Origin of the sequence: Rhizobium sp. Root1203 (assembly GCF_001424945.1) — a bacterium.
In the GTDB taxonomy this organism is placed as follows: domain Bacteria; phylum Pseudomonadota; class Alphaproteobacteria; order Rhizobiales; family Rhizobiaceae; genus Rhizobium.
Map to the genome: position 1 here is coordinate 250,741 of NZ_LMCW01000045.1, position 18,612 is coordinate 269,352.

An 18,612-nucleotide genomic window follows, 5' to 3' on the forward strand; every position below is an offset into this window, starting at 1 on the left:
GGTTACGGCCCCCTTTCCAGAAAACGGGCGATGGCGAGAACCGCCAGGAAGCTCAGAAGCCCATAGACCAGCGCCACGTCGAGATAGACGAAGCGTCCGGAGATATGAGCGTAGAGCGCAATCAGCGAGATCGTCACGACAGTCAGCATGTCGATCGCCACGACCCGATCGATCGCAGTCTTGCCGATGACCAGCCGCAGCACGCCGAACACGATGCTGAGAAAGATCAGGACAACGGCGATCTGCAGGATGATGTCAGCCAAAAACCGCCCCCAGGTGTCTCTCGAAGGGGCCAACGATCATGCGGGTCGCTTCCTCGGTGTCCGTCGTCCTGACGTCGAGCCAATGGATGAACAGCGCGTCGCCCCGGAGGTCCATGACCAGCGACCCGGGTGTGAGCGCGATGGAATTGGCGAGCGCCAGCCGGCCGATCGGCGATTTCAGCGGCATGTTGACCTTGACGATGCCTGGGCTGATATCGATGCGCGGCGCGTAGACGTAGCGCAGCATGTTGATGTTCGCCTTCACCAGTTCGACGAAGAAGACAGAGGTGTAGGCCAGGAAATGGTAGGCTTTGCGGGGCGTGATTTCGATCCGCCAGACGTCCCCGCGACGAGCGAATATAGCAGCCATGACCAGGGAGACGAGCGCGCCGGTGGCGACGATCGGCAGTTCCACGGAGGCGTTGATCACCAGCCAGACGATGAACAGCAGGCCCCAGAGAACGAACATGCCCTGCGGCAATCCCGATACGTGTCGTTGCTTCGTTCCGTGGTCTTCTGGCATCGCGCAGGCTTTCGACAGGGGATGATGGAATGGTAGCGCGGATGGAACTCGATGCATCGTGCGGTCACACTAGCATCGGCTGTATCGGGCTGTGATCGGCATTGAATCCAGAAACTATGCTCATGGTCCGATATGCCGGCGGGTTGCCGCGCTTTTCGGTACCGGAATGCCCTGCGGCGGGCGGCGCCCCTTGACCCGCACTGAAAACGGAGAAATCAATCACTTACGATACCCTCCATGCAGGATTTCGATGAGCGCCTTGGCGAAGGGAGAGATGGCATGAGCAGACGCGCCTCTATTGTCTGCCGCAGCGCGCAGAGATCCGCGGAACCTGCCGGCCGGCACCACCTGCAAGCGAAGGCAAGCGGATGTCAGACCTATGAATGAGAAGGCTCCTGGGACGGGATCCTCTGAGCCGGTCGCGGCCAGCCTCGCCAGCTTCCACCCCCTCAGCGCGGCCGAGGCAAAGGTTGTCGCCTATCTGAGCCAGGGCGATTTCGACAGATTGGGCGACGGCTTGCGCCCGGAGACGGCGGACCCGGCGCGCATCGTGCGCGCCGAGCTTCTGCGTGTGCTGATCCTCGGCAGCGAAGGCCACCGCTCGCACGAGAAGGGGCTAAGGTTGAGCGGAGCCTGGATCACCGGCATTCTCGATCTGGAGGGTTGCCGTATTCCGCGCGATATCGGCCTCAAGGACTGCCACTTCGAAGCGTCGCCCGTGCTGCGCTCCGCGATCATCGACAATCTGTTTCTGGACGGCTCGGTTTTACCCGGCTTGCAGGCCGACAGGCTCGAGGCACGCGGTTGCCTTTCCATTCGCGGCGCAACCGTAACCGGCGAAATTCGGCTGGCCGGCGCGCGCACCGGCGGCAGCATCGAGGCGGACGGAGTGTCGATCACCTCGCCCGGCGGAATTGCGCTCGATGCCGATGGATTGGAAACACGGGGCGGTGTGCTGCTGCGCGGCGCCACCGTGCGTGGCGGAGTCGATCTTTCCGCCGTTCGCCTCAGCGGCGACGTCAACGCGGTCGGCGCAAGGATCGAGCGCCCGGGCGAGGTCGCTTTCAACGGCGACGCCATCGTGGCCGGTGGCGACCTGGCACTGCGTGGCGCCACCATCATCGGCGAGGCCCGCTTCCATGGCGCCCGCTTCGGCGGAGACATTGATTGCACCTCGGCGACGCTCTCGCAACCGGGCGGCTACGCGCTGAGGCTCAACCGCGCCACGATCGACGGCGCATTCTTCCTGCGGCAGGGAGCAGCGGTCGACGGCACGCTCGATCTGACGGCCACGACCATCGGCGCGATCGATGACGAGAAGGAAAGCTGGCCGCCGAAGGGCGATCTGTTGCTGAACCGTTGCCAATACGGCGCTTTCATCGGTGGGCCCGTCGATGCCGAAAGCAGGCTGGACTGGTTGTCGCGACAGACCCCGGAGCGCTGGAAGTCCGATTTCTGGCCGCAACCCTACGAGCATCTCTCGATGGTGTTGCGGGAGATGGGACATGACGAGGACGCCCGCGCCGTCCTGATTACCAAGGAACGCCTGCAGCGGCGAGCCCGCCGGGCGCGTGCCAAGAACCCCGTATTGCGCGGTGCACTCGCTTCGCTGGATGCCATTCTTGCGATCACCCTGCGTTATGGACGCCAACCTCTTCTGGCGCTGGTTTGGCTGATCCTCTTCTGGACGATTGGCACGGGCGTATTTGCCGTTGCCTACCACAAGGGCGCAATGAAGCCGAACAGTCCTGTCGTCCTGCGCTCGCCGGAATGGACGATGTGCGATCTCGAGCGGACCGAAAGCCGCTACATGCCGACGAGCGGACAGGTCCTGGCGGGACGTGCCGAGGCCGGACAGAACCAGCTTTCCTGCTTCCGCAGCCAGCCGGAGGCTGCCAGCTACCCCGAGTTCAATCCCCTGATGTATTCGCTCGACGTTCTCCTGCCGGTACTGCTGGTCGGACAGAAGGATTACTGGAGACCGGACTCGATGAAGCCCACGGGGAGATTCACGCTGAGATACTACTTCTTCCAGTCGATCATCGGCTGGGCCCTGAGCCTCCTGGCGGTAGCCGGCTTCTCCGGGTTGGTGAAATCGAAATAGTCTGCGGCTCGGGCGTCCGCAGACAGCCTTGTCCCGGCTTCAGAAGCGCCAGATCAGGGGCACGAGGAACACGGAGACGACGAAGAACCAAAGCAGCAGCGGCAACCCAAGCTTCCAATAGTCGCTGAAAGCATATCCGCCGGGACCCATCACCATCAGGTTGGTCGGCGTCGCTATCGGCGTCAGGAAGGCCGCTGCCGCCGCCACTGCCGTGCTCATCAGCACCGGACGCGGAGAGACGCCCATGGCTGTCGCCGCGGCAACCCCGATCGGGATAACGATCAATGCGGTTGCGGTGTTGCTGATGAGCTGGCCCATGATGGCCGTCAGAATGAAGAGACCGGCCAGCAGTGCGACAGGACCAGCATCGCCGACAAGATTGACGAGATGGTCGGCCATGAGCTTCGCAGCCCCGGTCTCCACCATCGCCGTTGAAAGCGGCATCATCGCACCGACAAGGATCACGGTCGTCCACCCAACGGCGCGGTACGCTTGCTCGACGCTCATGATTCCCGACAGGATGATCGCACCTGCTGCAAGCAGGCCCGCCACTGCGGGCGGTACGATGCCGGTTGCGAGCAAAAGAACCATCGCAATCAGGATGACGATGGCCTGGCGCGCTCCCGGACCCATCGGAACGGCCTGCCGCCGGACCAGTTCGGGCGAATTGACAACGAGAACGTCTGGGTCGTCGAGGCGAACGTCGAGGGCTTTCCAGGTTCCCTGCAGAAGCATCGTGTCGCCGGCCTGCAGGACGATGCCGCCAGCGTCCCTTGTTGCGTTGGCGGCGGCGATTTCGGCACCCGCGCGCTGCACTGCCAGAATGATCAGATCGCCGCTTTCGGTGACCATGCCCGGAAAGACATTTTCTCCGATGAGACCGGACCTCGGCGGGATGACCACCTCGGCGAGGCCCGAGCTGCGATTGAACAGCGTGTCCTGCCCCTGGCCGGCCGCCTTATCGTCCCGGAACGCCAGGTGCATCTGGGCAGCAAATGCGGCAGCCGTGTCCGCGTCGCCACGCACCAGCAGATGATCCCCCTCGGCAACGGCGGGCCTGCGGAGCGGTCCGGCCGTTTCTCCCTCCTGCATGGCGACAAGCTGCAGCCCCGGATGAGCGGAGAGGTCGATTCCCGACGGCGACACGCCCACGTACGGCGAACTTGCACGGACGCGCATCTGGTAGATACCGCTTGCAAGGCCGTATTGCTCCACCAGCGTCTTGGCGTGGTGGCTGAAATCGGCAGGCATGGTCGCGCCGTTGCGTTCAGGCAGAAGCTGCTTTCCGAAGAGCACGATGATCACCATGGACCCGGCCAGAAGAGGCACGCCGACAAGTGCGAATTCGAAGAAACCGAAACCGCCCACGCCGGCTTCCGCCCCGGCTTCCGAAACCAGCACGTTCACCGGGGTTCCCGTCAGCGCGAGCATCGAACCGGCATGTGCGGCAAAGACCAGCGGCATGAGGAGCTGCGACGAGTTCCGCCGGAGGCGGACGGCAATGACCACCACGACCGGCAGGAGCGCGGCTACCGCGCCATTGACGCTGATCAGTGCGGTGAGCAGCGCGACCAGCCCCATGGTCAGGACCAGAAGGCGTGTGCGGCTCTCTTCGCCCGCGCCGCGGATCAGAAGCTGGCCGGCCCAGGCGGTGACGCCGGTGACCTCAAGCCCGGAGCTGACGACAAACAGCGAAGCAATGAAGATGACAGCCGGATCGCCGAAGCCGCCAAGCGCCTGACCGATCGTCAGCACGCCGCTCCCCCACAACGCCAATGCGGTGAGCATGGCGACAAAGACGACAGGTAACTTGTTCCACACGAACAGGACGACGGCGACGGCGATGATGGTGGCCGTGTATGCTATGGGACTCAATCGCTCCGCTCCTCATTTGGCCTCGCTCAGGCCGTCCAAATCGTTCAGCCGCGTCCCCACCACGCAGCTTCAGGCTGCCCGCACTGCATTGGATTCACAGGGGGAGGTGTGAGGCCTCATGACTGCAGGCACGCCGGGGATCGACCGCCGCGGGCTTCCGGGCAGGCGATCCCTGGAGGGGCTAGTCATCGAGTGTCGCCATCAGCAGGCCGATGCGGCAGCCTTTTTCGTATTCCTTGAGGTTCACATATTCCTTGATCGTATGGATTTCAGCCTGGCCGGCACCGATGGTGACGGTGGGCACGCCGTGCTTGTCGAGCCAATTGGCGTCCAGTCCGCCATTGGAGAAGACGTAGACCGGCTCGATTCCGAGGATCCCCAGCGCCTTGGTGGCACGCTTCACGACCGGAGTGTCCTTGCTGAGTTCGAACGGCGGATAGGACGCGACATGACTGAATTTTACCTCGGCCTTGTCGCCGTCGTCAGTCGTCACCTCGCTCTGCGCCTTGGCGAAGGCTTCCTTGTAACCATTGGCGATCTTCGTCGCGAAGGCCGCCTCTGGGCTCCGCGCCTCGCCCTTGAGGTAGGCGTAGTCGGTGACGACATTGGTGGCGTCGCCTGCGGGCTTGTTGTCCTTGCCGCCGAAAATGCCGATATTGCTCGTGCCCCGGCCGTCCGGTTTGACGATCTTGCCGAACCAGCCGGCTTTCCGTGCTTCGGCAAGAGCCATCGCACCAACCATGGTCGCCGAAATGCCCTTCTCGGGTGCGACGCCGGCATGCGACGCCCGACCGGTGATTTCGACCTCCCAGTTTTCCTGTCCCACCGCACCTATGATCAGGTCCGCGGCGCTCTGGCCGTCGACATTGATACACATGACCGCGCCGCCCAGATCCGCCGGATTGAGTTCGCGCGCGCCATGCAGCCCGCTCTCCTCGCGAACCGTAAACAGCAGAGTGATCGGTGGATGCGGCAGCTTGTGCTTGATCAGCGTCTCGGCGACCACGACAAGGAGCGCGACGCCAGTGCGGGCGTCGCCGCCAAGCGCGGTGGTGCCGTCGGAAACGATACGGTCGCCCTCGCGCCGCGGCTTGGCCCCCGCGCAGAGCGGCACCGTGTCCAGGTGCGTGGAAAAGAGCAGCCTCGGCCCCGGCCGTGTTCCCGGAATATCCACGATCAGATTGCCCGTTTCGGTCGGCAGCGGAATGCGCTTGTTGACGTCATCGAAGCGAATGGCAGACTCCGGCACGCCGATTTTCTTCAGGGCGTCGCAAACCGCAAGGCCGATGTTCTTCTCCTGTCCGGTGACGCCTTCCACGGAGAGGAACCGCATCAGATGTTCTTCCGCCGCGGCGACGTCGAGAGGAATAGAGGTGTTGCTCATGATATCCATCCGATTGTTTGCACGTTGTTTCGTTCGGGCTTGCGCGTCGACCTTCACAGGCCCCACGGCAGACCCAGTGCCTTCCAGACTGCAAAGAGGCCTGTCCACAGCACGAACATCAGCACGACATAAGGCAGCATCAGGGAGACGATCGTGCCGACGCCTGCATTCTTGTCGTACTTCTGGGCGAAGCCGACCACGAGCGCGAAATAGGCGTTGAGTGGCGTGATCGCGTTCATCGGCGAGTCCCCGACGCGATAGGCGGCCAACACGGCTTCGGGCTCGACACCGAGCTTCATCAGGAGCGGTACGAAGACGGGAGCGAAAATCGCCCATTTCGCAATCGCACCAGTCAGCAGCAGGTCGATGATCGCAACCACCACGATGAAGCCGATCAACAGCGGAAGTGCGCCGATGTTGGCGGCCTGAAGGACGCCCGAAAGGCTGAGCGCCATGACGGTGCCGATATTGGTGTAGGTGAAATAGGCGACGAACTGGCTGAGCACGAAGAACAGGAAGATGGTGCCGCCCATGTTCTTGATCGACTTTTCGATCGCGGCGATCACTTCAGCAAGCGTCTTCAGCGTACCGGCGCCTATGCCGTATGTCCACCCGGTCACCAGGAAGATCAGCATGATGAGCGCGATCAGACCATTCATGAAGGGCGAGTTGCCGATCAGTTCACCGGTATCGGGGTTGCGCAGCGGCGCGCCGCTTGGAAGCGTCAGGAGGAGGAAGACGACCAGCAGGCCGATGAGCCCGTAGAGCGCAAACCGCAAGCCGCGCGATTCCTGTTCGGAGAGCGTCGCGCCCTGACTCTGAACGCCGCCTTCGGCGTTTTCCGGATTGTACGTCCCAAGTCGCGGCGCAATGATCCGATCGGTGATCAAGGCAACCACGACTGTCAGGAACAGAACCGATGCTATGGAGAACCAGACGTTGGACGCCAGGCCGATCGATCGGCCGGGATCGACGAGATGCGCCGCATCGTTGGTGAATTCGACGAGCACGGCGTCGAGTGGTTTGATGAGCATGTTGACGGTGAAGGCACCCGCCACGGCAGCGAAGCCTAGCGCGAGGCCTGCTAGCGGATGCCGCCCGACAGCCAGGTAGGCGACGCCGGCAAGCGGGATCAGAACCAGATAACCCGCGTCTGCCGCAATACTTGCAAGGATGCCGACAAAGGCCAGGATGTAGGTCAGCGCCCAGCTCGGCGAGACAATGACGAGCTTGCGGATCAGCGCCGTGACCAGGCCGGATTCCTCCGCAACGCCCGCACCGATCATCGCGGCGATCATCAGCCCTACGGCGGTGAAGCTCATGAAGTTGGGAATGAGCGAGGAGTACAGGAAGCGAATGCCTTCGACGTTCAACAGGCTGCGGATGGCCGTCGACGCCTGCTCGATCTCATGTGTATCGGGATTGATACGCTCATAGCTCACGGCTGCTCCAAAAGCGCCGAGCACCGCCGAGAGGACGATAACGATGCCGATCAGAATCAGGAAGATGACCACAGGGTGGGGAACCATGTTTCCCACTTTCTCGACGCCGTCGAGAAATCTCTGCATCGTGGTCTTTGATGCGGCATTGGCAGTGGCCATATCGTGCCTCCGTTGAGCCAAAGGGTCGCGTCCCGAAGGGCGCTGGAATTGGGGTCAGGCTGGCTCGTTTGCTTTAAAGTCGAGAGTGCCGGATCGGCTTAACCCCAATTTCCGATCCGCGGCTCTCATCAATGGATGTTTGAAATCTGAAAGTGCCTGCACGGCTGATCGTGGCAGAAAGCGGGACTTGCCTGCGCAGAGGAATCCGCAGCACGCGATCCGCGTGAGCAGCCGTTGGCATGTATGCCGCGACCACGGTTGCGTCGCGGTCACCCGTCAGCGTGGGCAAGCTGCAACATAGCGCCGGCCATAGCGATCCTGATAGTAGCATTGCCCAGGTCGTCCGGCCACGTTGCCGATGACAGCGCCCGAAACGCCACCGATCGCCGCACCGACAGCCGCACCGCGGACATCGCCGGTTACCGCGCCACCGACGACGGCACCGGTTGCAGCGCCGATGCCGGCGCCCTGCTGAGTCGGCGTGCAACTTGCCAGCGCCAGACCAGCCAACGAAAATAGCAGCAACTTCTTCATCACTCTCCCCTTACGTGACACTCGACAGGCTCAAAGGTGGCAACAGAAGCCATGCGCCATCCTCTCAAGTATAGTGTCGCCGGAGACTGTCTGTGATCGGCATAGAATCCCGAAACCAAGCTCTAAGTTCAAATCTGCCCGCTGAGCGGAGCGGCATCGACGGTGCAAGCGGGGAGAATCGCTCAAGAATTCAGTTTCTTGGCAAGCAGCCGGCAGATACCTGGGCAATCGTTGGCAGGGCACGGACTTAAAGCACGCCGGCGTCGGCAAGCCTCACGCCGACAGGGACTGTATTGTCGCAAAAACCGTCTCCCGCTCGACCGGCTTGATCAGATACGCCGCCGCTCCTGCCTTCAGGCAGCGCTCGCGCATCTTGGGCTCATCGCCCCCGGTAATGACAATCGCGGGAACATCCAGGCCATCTCGCCGCATTCTGACGACGACGTCGATCCCATTGAGATCCGGCATGTGCAGGTCGATCAGGGCGCAGCTGAATGTTGACCTGGCGAGCTCGGCCAGAAATGCTTCGCCGGACGCAAATTCGACCGGGATATAGGCCAGCGATGCGATCAACCGGCGCAACGCGCGACGGACGGTCTCATCGTCATCGACAATAGCGACTCTGAGGTTCGGGCTCTTCATATCGCCACTTCTACAGCAAGCACGCCCCACCGGTAATTGGCCTTGGGTCCAATACCGGGTTCAAGCTCCCGCCAGCGAGCCGAGACGAACGAGATCGGCGACAGTGCGGACCCCCATCTTCTCCATCATTCGCGCGCGATGCACTTTCACGGTCTTTTCTACCGTCCCTAGCTCGGCGGCGATCTGCTTGTTCAGGCGCCCGGCCACCACACAGCGGAACACTTCGCGCTCACGAGGCGTCAGCGAAGCCAATCGCCGTTCGGCTGTGTAGCGCCGCGCATTTGCCTGGCGGGCCTGCGCATCGATTTCGAGTGCCTTGGAAACCGCGGCAAGAAGACTGTCGGCATCGACGGGCTTGGTCAGAAAATCGACAGCTCCGGCTTTCATGGCGCGAACCGTGGCTGGGACATCTGCCTGTCCCGTCAGGAATATGACGGGGCACTGCGCATGTTCTGCCGCAAGGATATCCTGGACGTCCAGTCCGTTCATACCCGGCAGGCCAAGGTCGACGATCGCGCAGCCGGGTGCGTTCCGATCATGCCTTTCCAGGAAGGATTCGGCGCTTTGATGCGCCTCGACGCGATGGCCAACAGTGATCAGAAGCCGTTTCAGCGCCTTCAGTATCGCGGCGTCGTCGTCGATTAAATGAACAATTGCTGTCGAGTCGCTCATCATGCATCCCCTGTGCGGGCGGGCAGAATGAATATCGCGCGCGCGCCCTCGTCGAAGCTCTCATCGAAACGCAGGGTCCCACCATGGGCCTGCGCGATCGACCTGCTGATAGCCAATCCGAGCCCAAGGCTCGTCTTCTTGGTGCTCACAAATGGCTTGAACACCTCCGAGCGGCGTTGGGGTGCAATCCCCACTCCCCGGTCGGTCACCGTGAGCTCGCTCACGCCACGTTCGCGCTTTCGTGTCCGAATGACAATCTCGCGCTGCGAAGGCGGCAGGTGCGCCATGGCATCGGAGGCGTTCAGCAGCAGATTGAGGATCACTTGCTGCAACTGCGGGAGATTGCCGCGGATGGGGACATCGGGCATGTCGAGGACGACATCGACACGTGTCTGCCGCGCAAGGAGCTCGCTGCGAGCCAGAGCCAGCGTTGTCGTTACCGCATGATTGAAATCCATTGGCTCAAGGCTGGTCTCCCCCCTGATCATCAGGCGCCGCAACTGCGTGATCACGGTGGCGGCCCTCTTGTTGTCGAGCACGATGTCCCCCAAGATGTCGCGAAGCTCATTCACGTCGATAGGATCGTTGTCGAGTAGCCGCACTCCCGACTCCGCATTCGCCAGGATTGACGTCAGCGGCTGGTTGAGTTCGTGCGCCAATGCCCCGGAAAGCTCTCCGAGCTGGGACGTTCTCGAGAGATAGGCAAGTTCGAGCCGTTCGAGATTGAGCTCTGCCTGAAGCCGGATCTTGCGTCGCCGTTGAACGAAGAGCGCTATGACGGTTGCACTCTGCAGCAGAACGACCGCGAGCATGGTCAGGATCTCTGTGCGGTACCTTTTCCATGGCGGCGTCACATCGCTTTGAGCCTGTGAGTCCTTCACGGCCGCCGCTGTGTTCCTGTTGTCGTAGACCGCCAAAACGCGATTGACGTCGGCAGTCGGGCTTTGCGCTAAGGATTGCGCTGCCGAAAGGCATAGGATCGACAAAAGCCACGCCCAGTGCCGAGTTTCGAATTTCATTCGCGCGCTGCATCCAGTTGTCGACGGTCGAGCTCTGCATGCACTATCTCAATGAGCATTTGCGCAAGTACGTTACGGTTAAATCCGGCGTAAATTACAATGCCTTGCTGCGCATTCCCGAGGGATCGGGGCGCGCGGCATAGGAATCTGCAAGCTATCGCCGCCGCTAGTTTTTGGGAGGAACCGCTGTTTCGGCCGAACTTCTATGCGTGGCGATTTGCTGCTCCAGGAGGCTGTAGGCGATGTAGTATTTGAAGATGTTGCTGACGTATTGCACGGTTTCGCGCCCGACGATCGCGGCGGCACCATTCTCGACGTTGCCGAACCAGATATCGGGGCTGAGCCCGAGGTCACTCGCCTTCTTCCTGAACTTCCGCAGGTTCCCCGGTCCGGCATTGTAGGCGGCGAACGCCATGAGCTGACGATCGCGCGGCGTTACGGCTGGCTCGTCGATGTAGACGTCCATCAGATGGCGGAGGTATTTCGCCCCCGCCTCGACATTGCGATCCTCGCTTTTGGCGATATCCTTGATGCCGATATCCTTGTCTGCGGCAGTCGCCGGAAGCAGCTGCATCACGCCGACGGCTCCGCGCGGGCTCCGACGCTTCTGGTTGAGCTGGGATTCCTGATAGCCTTGAGCGATGAGCATCAGATAGTCGAACGAGTATTCGCCCGCATGCTTGCGGAAAATGCCGACGAGCGTCTGGAAGCGCTCCACATCGTCAGGCGAATAGGCCTTCTTCAGCATCTTGTCGTTCTTGAAGAACTTTGTACGCAGCATGTTGCCGAAAGCCGTGCCGACCTGATGCTCGCCTGCAAACCTGTCGAGGACGGCTTTCAGCTGCGGGCTGTCCTTGCGGATTGCCCAGGCGATCTGCCCGTTGGTCGCCACTGCGATGTCGGGGTGCACCTTTATGTCCTTGAACACCTTCGTCCAGATCTCGGCCTTGTACCGGTCGACGATCGTCCAGGGCAGCAGCCCCGCGTTGACCATCTCCATGAGATCCTCGTCTTCGAGGTTCTCATCGATCGGCTTGATCTGGATCTCGGGCTTTCCGTCCTTTTTCATCTGTTCGTTCACGGCGACGATGTGCTCATAGTAGCTGCTCGTCTGCCGAACGGACACTTCCTTGCCGGAGAGATCGTCGAGACTGGTGACTGCGGGAGCTGAAGGTCCCGACACCAGAACCTCGCTTGCCTCGCCATAGAGCGGCGCACTGAAATCGACCTGTTCCAGCCGTTTGGGCGTAATTGTCAGATTGGCCATGACGATGTCGCCCAGGCCCTCGTTCAGAGCAGGTATGAGGCGGTCGCGCGACGTCGGGACGAAGGCAATCCGGATGCGGTCGATCTCTTTCTTCTTGTCCTTGTTCAACTCGGCTTCGAGCGCGGTGCCGAACTCAACTGCCGTGCCGAACTGGCGCCCCATGTCGATGAAGTATATCGTTTTGCTGTATGGCACCAGAATGCGGATCAGCCGCAACTTCCTCATGGTGTCGAGATCGCCGGTATGCGGCTTCACCAGAATTTGAGAAAACGGCACACTCTCCGCCGCGACGCAGAGTTGCTGACCCATGAGCAATGCGGCGGCCGCAACGATCACTCTGAAAAAGCGAAGATAGCGCATCGATCGACCTCGGGAGATGTTCGAATTTCATATCATACCGGTACCGCCTAAAGCAGCAGCAACTTCTTGACGAGCGACAGGACTTCCTTGAACGGCACTCTGGACGAGGCAACGATGACGAACGGCAACAGGGCAGCCGCCGAGACCGGTAGCAGTGCCGAACGGCTCAAGAGCATGGGCGACAGCTTGCGCGTCGTTTCGAATTGCTTGGAAGGGTCTGCCACCTCCTGTGGCTGCTCGGCGTCCGGGTTGCTTTCCGCGACGACGTTGGAGCCGATCAGCTTGCGTTCGGCCCAGCGATGATACTGCGTCGCCTGCGCGCTCAGCCTCATCAGCGTGGCTTTCTTGAGCTCCGCAAGAGGCCTGGAGAAAGCCGATAGCGGATAGGCGAACAGCCCGAGAACGATCAGCAGCCATCCTGCCATCAGGATCGTGATGTTTGTGATCGTTGCCGTCTCATGAAGGAGATTCTGGGCAACCGCTGCGGCGACGGCGCAGCTCACCCCGAAGACGGCGGTCATGTAGGCGTTCGGGTAGTCCGCAAGGAAGCCTATGCCACCTTTTCCGTCAGGATGCGTCGAGACAAGCCGAAGGTCCAGTCGTGCCACTTTGCGCAACAGGAGCGACCAGACGAAATGCCGCCATAGGCCGCGCAGCGCGAGGAACCAGAACAACGGCACGCTGACCAGGATGCACCACCATCCCGCAAGTGTCACGGCATTGCCCGAAGGTGATGCCTGGACGACCCAAGACGACGTATCGACGGCGTACTGATGACGGAGCACGATCCCGGCCGCCAGAGCCGCGAACGCCAGACAGGCAATCTCGGCCAAATGCGAATTGCGCCGCCGCAAGGCATGATTGACGGCGTGGGCCGCATCAGCAAGCGACGACGGCGCCACGATCGGGGCAGAGATCACCTGGCGAAGCTTGTCACGCAGCCGCTGTTCGACCTGTTGCTCGGCGAGGACGAAAGCGCCGATCGCGACGACAAATCTCGCCCACACGCTGACGTCCGCGAGGTAGGTCATGCCACCTGACGTATCGAACGACAGGCTGCGGGGAAGTCCCAGGAGGAAAGGAACACCCCAGGCGAGCCCGACGAAGATTACCGCACGCTGCCCGGATTTCAGTGCATGCTCATGGAGCAGATGGAGTCGGCGCTGCAGTTCATAAAATGGACCACCGTGAGACGCAAGAAACTCCTTGGTGAGCTGGGCTGAACCCGCATGTGCATCGTTCATGCAAACGCCTCTCGTCTGGGGATGTCGCCGATCCGAAAACGCCAGTGCGAGGGCCTCAGTCGTCCGTGATCTCCCATTTGTCACCAGGATTGAACTGCTTGATCCCTGCTGCAATCGCATCGGTATTCTTGCCGAGATCGGCCTGGTAGACGATACCGTTGGCGTTGACGACAAACGTATGAACACCCGTCTCGTCGTAGCGGACCGGCCAGGCGATCAGCCCAAAACCGGCAATCATGTTGCCATTGATGATATAGTCAAACTTTCCCCCGGCGATATTCGGTCCTTGGCTCGTCAGGATGCGGTAATGATAGCCGAAATAGCCCGCACCCGCCTTGGCCTTCTTGATTGTGGCGGCATCGCTTTCAAAGGCGGCACCTGCAGGGCTGTCGCCGGCCCCGAGATCGGGTGGCCAGTAAAGTCCATCGGTCTTGCCTTCGCTGCTGATCAGCTTCTGGGCGTATTCCAGGACACCGTCCCCGTCATGGTCGGCGGAGGCATACTCCTTCTGCGCATCGACATAGGCGCGCATTGTCGCTATCGCCTGGAGTTCGTTTTCGCCGACGCGGCGATTGATGATCTCCTCGAACCCGGCATAGGTATCGAAAGACCATTTTCCGTCCGCGCCCTTGACGATCGGGAACGGCAGCGGCCACAGCTTGTCGCCAATGTCGAGGATCTTGTCGTCACCGTCGTCGCGGACGACCAGCTGCTTCTTGGCGCCGTCCCGGATCTGGGCATAAGTGTCCATCACACCGTCCCCCGCCCTCGCCTTCTTGGGGTCGAGACCGAGCAACGTTGCAAGCTTGTCGAAGTCGTCTGCGGCGAGCGCCGCCTTGAACGCATCGACGACCTGCTCGGGCGTGTCGAATACCGGCGGATCGGTCGGCGACGCAAAGCCGGCAATAAGTGTTCCCTCGGCCGGCTCCGCGGCCTGGAGGCTGATCGGAGAGGCCGCAAATCCCAGGAGTGCCACGGTAAAGACCGAGCTCAGGATCATGGTTCTGACTGACGTTGTCATGACTGTCTTCCTTTGCTCCAGGGGTTACCGACGACGTCCGCCGCCGCGCTGCGGAACGGATCGATGTCCGCCGCCGCCACCGCCGCGCATGGCGTGCCCGCCGCCACGATTGCCGCCGCCCAGACTTTGACCACCGCCGCCACGATGACTGCCGCCACCCATCGCCTCACGCCCGCGATTGGACTGCAGCTGCGCGCGGCGTCCGTTATCGACATGCCCAAGGGCAGATGGCTTCTTTGGCCTGTTGTCCGCTCTGGCTGCAGGCTTTGGCTTCCCGGCCGGACGGTCGAAGTTGGCTTTGGACGCCCTGTTGCCTGCGGCAGGCCTGTCCGGGCGCGCATTCGGCGTGCGGTTCTGAATCCCCTGGCCCGCCTTGTTGCGCGCGTTGGCGGCGCCCCCGTCACGATTGATTTTGTCACGATTGATCCGGTCTGCATCGATCTTGCTGTTGCGAACGTCCTTGACGCTGATATTGCCCGGCTTGTTGCGGATCGCGTTGTTGCGATCGTTGCCGATCGCGTTGGTCTTGGCCTTGATGCTGTTGCGGTCGTTCGACTTGATGCTGTTCTTGATGGAATTGCGATCGATATTGTTGAACTGGTTGCTGTCGAACTTGATCTTGCTGCGATCGACGTTTTTCCAGTCGACATCGTTGAAGTTGACCTTGCCGTTGATGTTGTTGAAGCAATGGTCGCAATCGATGTCGACGTCGCCGCCCCAACGACCGCCCCACACGCCCCAGTCGTCCCAATCGACGGCTGCCGCCCAGATTGCGCCGGTTACGGCGGCGGCAAAGAACGGTGCGGTCGGATAGGTGTAGTTCGGATAATAGTCTGGATAATAGCTGATCGGCGCCGCTGCATAGTTGGGCTCGTAGAGCATCTCGGGCGCATACTGCGGCACGTAGATCTTTTCGGGGTTGGCCGCCTGGATGACGACGTTTTCGTTTTCCTGCACCACCTTGATCTTGTCGTCGGTCTTGATGATGCCATCGGCGACCGCCTTGTCGCGGAGCTGCTGGATGGCGATAAGGACATCCTTCTGCTGGTTGGACAGAGCCTCGCCCAGCTGCTGGGTCCAGTCGAGATCGTCGCTCATCATCTTGACGATGTCAGGGTAGTTGAGAAGCGAGATCACGCTCCCGTCCCACGTATCCTTGGGCTTGAGCTTAGGGTCCTTTTTCGCATCCTCCAGATATCTCGCGGCCTCGACGATCTGCAGGGGATAGAGCGATGCAGATGTGACGAGGGCAACGAGTTCGTCCGGATAGAGCGCGATACGTGCAACGAGCACTTCGAGCTCGTCGTCCGTCAACGGCGCTGGCGCGTCGTCGGCAGCTCCGGAGGCGTCAGCAGCCGCGGTCGCCTGCGCGTGGGCCACGGTGAGGAGGTCCGGAGCTAGGGAAAACCCTGTGAGGGCCAGCAGGAACGCCAGGCCGGTTGCCAGACGTAATTCATGAATTCGAGGCATTTCGCAAATCCCCCATCTCGATCGGAACTGAGTTGTCTCATGGCACCACATCCCGCCGCCACAGATCCGGCGGCCTTGCGGACGCGACGACAGTGGCGTTCGCGGCATTCTCCTAGGCTGTTCAGCCGAAGTATAGTTGGACCTAGGGCCAACATTGCAGGTTCCAAGCCGGCCGCACGAGAATATGCGCTTCGACTGCTTCCGCCGCTGCCGGAAAACAACGAATGGAGAATGCTGGACCACGAAGGTCGTCTCCGCAACCTAGCCGATTGGCTGACGACGCACACCCGGAGCCGACGGCTGTCGCCTCGTTGAACGGGCGGTCAGGGCTTTGTCAGGCCTTGTCGCCGACAAGTTCGAATATCTCGATCTGCTCGAGGCGGCCCTTCGCCTCCGCCAGCCCCAGGGCGCGAAAATGAAACGTCTCACGGACACTGTCTTCGACCGCACGGCTGGCAAGGATCGATGTTCCGAACTGCTTGTTCATGCCCTCGAGGCGGGAGGCTACGTTGACGGTATCGCCCATTGCCGTGTACTGGCGTCGTGACTGGGCGCCGACGCTGCCGACCACCGCCACGCCGGTGTGCAACCCGAACCGCGTCACCAGTTCGGCGCTGCCCGCCGCCCGGTTGGCCGCATTCCAGTCGTCGATCGCGGCCTTCAGGGCGAGCGCACACCGACAGCCGTTTTCCACGTGGTTGGGATCGGCGAGCGGCGCGTTCCACATGCCGAAGATCGAGTCTCCCAGATACTGGATGATTACGCCGTTGTGACGTTCGACGATCTCGTTCATCAACTGAAAATACTCAGACAGCATGTCGACCACGTCTTCCGGCGAGTGTTGCTCCGAAATTGTCGTGAAGTCGCGAATGTCGGTGAAAAGCAGCGTCACGTTCTGGCGTGTGGCGGTTCCGACAGCCTGCTTGCCGGAGTTGACGATCCGGCGCACGAGTTCGCGCGGCACGTAGAGCGCGAAATTGTGAATGGCGTCACGCGCCGATGCCAGGGCATTCGCCAGAACGTTGATCTCGGCGATCCACGAATGCGTCGCCGGATTGCCGTCGAGTTCTTCCAGGCTGCCGATCTGGCGCGCTTCGTTCGCTAGCGAAAACAATGCATTGCTGACAAGCCGTGCGACAACCAGCGCAGCGGCGATCCCGACGAGGACAAGAATGCCGGCAATCCACAATGTCTTGTTCAGCAGGCGATCGCTCGGTCCGACGAAATCGTCCAGCGGAGCTGCCAGCACGACGACATTGCCCTTCAACAGTCCGGAGAACTCGACGGGTGAGATTTGGGCAAGATACGGTTCGGCTCCGACCATGAATTGAACCGCACCGACATGGTTGCCACTGCCCGCCAGCAGAGCCTTGATGGGCTCGACCGCCGGATCGTCCATGCCCGTTGCCTGTGCACGACCTGTCGGATTGTAGGACAGGGTGTCCAGGATCTCAGCCATGATCTCCGGGTCGGAGTGAACGATGAGCTGCCCGTCGCTGTCGAAGACATAACCGCGTCCATGCTGCGATATCGCCTCGCGATTGAGAAGCCGGCTGATCGCTTCCAGCAGCACGTCGGCGCCCACGATCACGCCGTTGCCCCTGGCCATCGGCATGGCGAGCGTCAGGCTGAGCGACCTCGTTGTGGCGCTGACGTAGGGTCCAACCGAAACCTGCCCGCCTGCCGTCATCGCTGCGCTGTACCAGGGGCGCGCGCGGGGATCGAACGCGACCTTTCCGTCTGATCGTTCCGCCACCAGAACGCCGTCCCGATTGAGAAAGCGCCAGCTGGACAGGGCCTCATCGCCGCGCTTCTCGATGGTACGGAGGGCAAAGATCGTTCCGCTCGGCGTCCGGAGCACGTCATGCCATCGGGAATTGCGCTCGACATTGACCGCCTGAACGAACGCTCCATCGGGGTAGCCCACATAGATCCCGTCGATATAGGGCGAACTCTGCAGAACCTTGATGAAATACTCCTGCTTCGCATCCAGATCGGCCGGCGGCGGCGTCAGCAGCGGCGCGAGCACCGAGGCGGTTGCAACGGCGGAATACCCGTCTCCGAAGACGTTCCGATAGCGATCGATGGCACGAAGTCCCAGCTGGCGCATCAGGTCTTCGCCCGCTGTGACGGCCGCCTCCCGCCCTTTCGTGTAGGTTAGCCACATCAGGGGCGCGGAAATGCAGACGAGCAACGTCACGATGACGACACTGAGATGCAGCCTCAGTGGCCTTACCCAAGGCGATCCTGGCGACTTCGTCGGCAGGCGGTCGTCCGCCGCCCCGGCACTCTCGCTGCCCTGCTCCCCATTCGTTGCCATTGGTCTTCCACCGCAGCTTGTGCAAATCCACCCGAGGCCTTTTGCCCCGCCACGATATCGCGGCATCTATTTATGATTCCGCAATCATACCTGTTTCAACGAAAAATTGCGTCATCTGCCCGGAACCCGGAGGATGCCGACAGGCGGCGCGACGCTAGGCTGGCGATTTCACTGGAGCAGGGCCCACGTCCTGGTGATATTGAAGCGGTCGAGATTGCCCCGGAGGAGAAACGCAAAAAGCTCCTCGACGGTTAGGCGGAGGAGCTTTGTTTTGGGTGTCTTTGAAGATTCTGGTTGCGGGGGCAGGATTTGA

At 61.4% G+C, this 18,612-nt stretch carries 15 protein-coding genes; 1 reads left to right on the plus strand and 14 read right to left on the minus strand.

Annotated features, from left to right (window positions below; translation table 11 throughout):
* Positions 1 to 2 precede the first annotated feature (2 nt).
* Positions 3 to 263 (minus strand): monovalent cation/H+ antiporter complex subunit F, encoded by a 261-nt coding sequence (locus ASC97_RS27675; protein ID WP_057471534.1) that lies wholly within the window; start codon positions 261 to 263, stop codon positions 3 to 5.
* Entirely contained in the window at positions 256 to 786 is a 531-nt protein-coding gene (locus ASC97_RS27680) for a Na+/H+ antiporter subunit E (RefSeq protein WP_057471535.1), read from the minus strand. Before ASC97_RS27680 ends, ASC97_RS27675 begins: the two co-directional genes overlap by 8 nt.
* Before the next feature lie 379 nt (positions 787 to 1,165).
* On the opposite strand from ASC97_RS27680, the gene ASC97_RS27685 reads away from it, so the two are divergent.
* On the plus strand, positions 1,166 to 2,890 hold the full coding sequence (locus ASC97_RS27685; RefSeq protein ID WP_057471536.1) for a hypothetical protein: 1,725 nt from the start codon (positions 1,166 to 1,168) through the stop codon (positions 2,888 to 2,890).
* 39 nt (positions 2,891 to 2,929) lie between these two features.
* On the opposite strand, the gene ASC97_RS27690 is transcribed toward ASC97_RS27685, so the two are convergent.
* The 12 genes from ASC97_RS27690 to ASC97_RS27745 all read right to left on the minus strand — a co-directional run bounded on the left by ASC97_RS27690 (position 2,930) and on the right by ASC97_RS27745 (position 18,299).
* Positions 2,930 to 4,765, minus strand: coding sequence for an SLC13 family permease (locus ASC97_RS27690; protein WP_057471537.1), 1,836 nt, complete (start codon positions 4,763 to 4,765; stop codon positions 2,930 to 2,932).
* Positions 4,766 to 4,946: 181 nt separating this feature from the next.
* Positions 4,947 to 6,149, minus strand: coding sequence for a M20/M25/M40 family metallo-hydrolase (locus ASC97_RS27695; RefSeq protein WP_443216785.1), 1,203 nt, complete (start codon positions 6,147 to 6,149; stop codon positions 4,947 to 4,949).
* Positions 6,150 to 6,202: 53 nt separating this feature from the next.
* Entirely contained in the window at positions 6,203 to 7,750 is a 1,548-nt protein-coding gene (locus ASC97_RS27700; protein WP_057471538.1) for an AbgT family transporter, read from the minus strand.
* A gap of 276 nt (positions 7,751 to 8,026) precedes the next feature.
* Positions 8,027 to 8,284, minus strand: a complete 258-nt coding sequence (locus tag ASC97_RS27705) for a YMGG-like glycine zipper-containing protein (protein WP_057471539.1) — start codon at positions 8,282 to 8,284, stop codon at positions 8,027 to 8,029.
* A gap of 273 nt (positions 8,285 to 8,557) precedes the next feature.
* Positions 8,558 to 8,926, minus strand: a complete 369-nt coding sequence (locus tag ASC97_RS27710) for a response regulator (RefSeq protein ID WP_057471540.1) — start codon at positions 8,924 to 8,926, stop codon at positions 8,558 to 8,560.
* 60 nt (positions 8,927 to 8,986) lie between these two features.
* Positions 8,987 to 9,598 (minus strand): response regulator transcription factor, encoded by a 612-nt coding sequence (locus ASC97_RS27715; RefSeq protein WP_057471541.1) that lies wholly within the window; start codon positions 9,596 to 9,598, stop codon positions 8,987 to 8,989.
* Positions 9,598 to 10,617, minus strand: coding sequence for a sensor histidine kinase (locus tag ASC97_RS27720; RefSeq protein ID WP_057471542.1), 1,020 nt, complete (start codon positions 10,615 to 10,617; stop codon positions 9,598 to 9,600). Before ASC97_RS27720 ends, ASC97_RS27715 begins: the two co-directional genes overlap by 1 nt.
* A 166-nt stretch (positions 10,618 to 10,783) precedes the next feature.
* Positions 10,784 to 12,244, minus strand: coding sequence for a lytic transglycosylase F (locus ASC97_RS27725; RefSeq protein WP_057471543.1), 1,461 nt, complete (start codon positions 12,242 to 12,244; stop codon positions 10,784 to 10,786).
* Between the two features lie 47 nt (positions 12,245 to 12,291).
* Positions 12,292 to 13,488, minus strand: a complete 1,197-nt coding sequence (locus ASC97_RS27730; protein ID WP_057471544.1) for a hypothetical protein — start codon at positions 13,486 to 13,488, stop codon at positions 12,292 to 12,294.
* 55 nt (positions 13,489 to 13,543) lie between these two features.
* A complete protein-coding gene (locus ASC97_RS27735) occupies positions 13,544 to 14,509 on the minus strand; it encodes a DUF2950 domain-containing protein (protein WP_057471545.1) in 966 nt (321 codons plus the stop codon).
* A gap of 24 nt (positions 14,510 to 14,533) precedes the next feature.
* The gene (locus tag ASC97_RS27740; protein WP_057471546.1) at positions 14,534 to 15,979 is read right to left on the minus strand and encodes a DUF3300 domain-containing protein; all 1,446 of its coding nucleotides are present in this window, start codon (positions 15,977 to 15,979) and stop codon (positions 14,534 to 14,536) included.
* Between the two features lie 334 nt (positions 15,980 to 16,313).
* Positions 16,314 to 18,299: an adenylate/guanylate cyclase domain-containing protein gene (locus ASC97_RS27745; protein WP_082530189.1), complete on the minus strand. Its 1,986-nt coding sequence runs from the start codon at positions 18,297 to 18,299 to the stop codon at positions 16,314 to 16,316.
* Positions 18,300 to 18,612 lie beyond the last annotated feature (313 nt).